This window comes from Hymenobacter persicinus, from assembly GCF_004167665.1.
GTDB classification, from domain to species: domain Bacteria; phylum Bacteroidota; class Bacteroidia; order Cytophagales; family Hymenobacteraceae; genus Hymenobacter; species Hymenobacter persicinus.
This window is the reverse complement of sequence record NZ_SEWE01000086.1, coordinates 1-2,849: the sequence shown is the minus strand read 5'-3', so window position 1 is coordinate 2,849 and position 2,849 is coordinate 1. Positions and strand designations below refer to the sequence as shown.

Sequence of the window (2,849 nt, the reverse complement as noted above, 5' to 3'; positions counted from 1 at the left end):
GGCGACGGGCAGACCAGCACCCAGCAAAACCCCTCGCACCAGTACGCGGCTTCCGGCACCTATACCGTGGCGCTGACCGTGACCAACGGCTATGGCAGCAACGTGCTGACCCGCCCGAACTACCTGACTATTTCGGTGCCTTGCGTGCAGTACTGCGCCTCTTCCGGGCAGAATGTCAACGTGTGGCTGACCAGCGTAGCCGTGAGCGGCAACGCGGTGAACTTCAACAACACGACCGGGGCCGACGCGGGGGGCTACGGCAACTACCTGGCCCTGACCATCGGCCTGCGCCAGGGCCTGACCTACACGCTCACCACCACGGCCAACCAGAACTTCAACCGCGTCACCTCAGTCTGGATTGACCTGAACCGGGACGGCACGTTTGCCAACACCGAGCTGCTGGCCAACGTCACGTCGGGCGTCTTCTCCTCAGCCATCATTGCCATTCCCAACCAGGCCAGCGTGCGGGGCTTCACCCGCATGCGCGTCGTGACCCGGCTCAACAACAACCAGCCGAATGCCTGCGTGCAGAACCAGCCCAACTCCGAAACGGAGGACTACTCCGTGCGCATCGACGGCGGCACGGCCACGGCCGAAGCCCGCAGCCTGCCCGCGCTGAGCATCTTTCCGAACCCGACACCCGACGGCCGCCTGCACCTGCGCCTGCCCGATGCTGCCGCGGCGGGCTCCTACGCCGTGACCGTGCACAACGTACTGGGCGCCGAGCTGCTGAGCACCACGCTGCGCCTGGGCCCCACCGCCGACGCCACGCTGGACCTGGCGAGCCTGCCCCGCGGCCTGTACGTGGTGCGCCTGCGCGACGCCCAGGGCCAGACGGCCATGCGCCGGGTGGAGCGCCAGTAAACCCCGCCCGGTTCGACGACCATTCCAATCCGCTTTTCGCCTTTTCCCGCCGGTTTCCACACGCCGGCCTATTCCCTCTTTTTTTCCTACCCCAACTCTATGCAACCACTCTTACAGCGTAGCTTCCTCCTGCTGCTTTTGCTGATGGGCCTGTGGACAACGCCTGCCACGGCGTCTCACTTGCTAGGCGGTGAAATATCGTACAGCTACCTGGATGCCAACGGCGCGGGAGCCAACCGCTACCGTTACCGCGTCACGGTGCTCGTGTACGTGAATGCCGACCCGGCCACTTCCTCCGTTGAGTTTGGCCGCCCGGCCATTGACGTGGCGTTTTACGACAAAACCAACGGGGCCCGCCTGCAAATGGTCAACATTCAGCGGACTTCCAACCCCGAAATTACCCCGCCCCAGCCCGGCGGGTGCAGCACGCCCGGCACAGCCGTGCGGGTGCGCCTGGTGCGCTACGAAACCATAGTCAGCCTGCCCTTGTCGTTCAACGGCTACTACGCTGTGTACACCGACGGCACCCGCAACGCGGGCATTCTGAACCTGGCGCAGTCGGAAAGCTGGAGCCAGCAGATTTACGTGGAAATGGCACCCCCGCTGCTGCCTAACTCCTCGCCAACCTTCTCGGATACGGCCGTGGTAGTAGTATGCCAGGGCGACACGAGCATCATCGTCAACAACGCCGTGGATGCCGACGGTGACCGGCTCATCTACTCGTTCAGCCGCCCCTACGGCGTGCAGAACCCCCAGCTGCCCCCGCCCCTGCCCACCATCTTCACGCCCCCGCCGCCGGCCGTAACCTACGCCAACGGCTACAGCCAGACGGCGCCGTTTGGCACGGGCCCCGGCCGCTACGCTTTCCTGAATGCCAGCAACGGTCTGAGTCGCTACGCCACGGCCCTGCTGGGCTCGTACGTGGTGTCGGTGGAAGTGAAAGAGTACCGGACCATCAATTCGGTGGAAGTGCTTATTGGCTCGACGCGCCGGGAGATTCAGCTCGTCTCGCGCACTTGCACCCCGAACCGGCCGCCGCAGTTTACGGCCGCCACCCAGGCCACTCACCTCTATACCATTGAGGAAGGGCAGACCGTAAGCTTCAACCTGGCCGCCACCGACCCCGACGGCAACCCGATTACGCTCAAGGCCAACAGCGTGCTGCTCGACGGCCCCGGCCCGTTTAACGCTACCTTCGCCGGGAGCCAGGGCGTGGTGCAGCCGGGCAACCCGACGGGCACCGTTTCCATTACCGGCACGGGCGGCAACGTCAGCGGGCAGTTTGTCTTCAACTCGGCCTGCGGCGCGGCCCGCAGCACGCCCTACGACGTGGTGCTGACCGCCACCGACGTAACCTGCGGGGCGAAAAGCATTGCCGACGTGTTTCAGATTCAGGTAACCAAGGCCGCCGGACCCACCAGCATCACCGGCGAGGCCGTTATCTGCGACCGGACCCTGCCCGTTGCCTATACGGCCGTCGGGCCCGCCTCGAGCAGCTACCGTTGGAGCGCCCAGGGCGGCACGATTCAGGGCTCTAATACGAGCAACACCGTGCAGGTGCTCTGGAACACCGTGGGCGCCGGGCGCGTCACGGTAAAGGGCATTTCGACCCTGGGCTGCGCCTCAGACTCCGTGTCGCGGAACGTGGACGTGCGGCCCGCCAGCGGCCTGGCCGTGACGCCCACGAATGCCACCATCTGCTCCGGCACCAGCACCACGCTCACTGCCAGCGGCGGGCAGAGCTACGTCTGGACCGGTGGCAGCCAGACCTTCACCGGCCCGAGCATCACGGTTTCGCCCACCCAGACCACGACCTACACGGTAACGACCAACGACGGCATCTGCACCACTTCCCGCCAAGTGACGGTGACGGTAAACCCGGCCGCCGTGGCCAACGCCGGCGACGACGTGAGCGTGTGCTCGAGCAAAACCGTGCAGCTGGGCTCCTCCGCGCTGACGGGCTACACTTACTCCTGGAGCCCGGC

At 65.7% G+C, this 2,849-nt stretch carries 2 protein-coding genes; both read left to right on the top strand.

The window, feature by feature from the left end:
• Positions 1 to 864: GEVED domain-containing protein (locus EWM57_RS20570; protein WP_129923182.1), on the top strand; the 864-nt coding region annotated here is incomplete at its 5' end.
• Positions 865 to 963: 99 nt separating this feature from the next.
• Positions 964 to 2,849 (top strand): hypothetical protein (locus EWM57_RS20565; protein WP_129923181.1); only part of this gene is annotated, 1,886 nt, incomplete at its 3' end.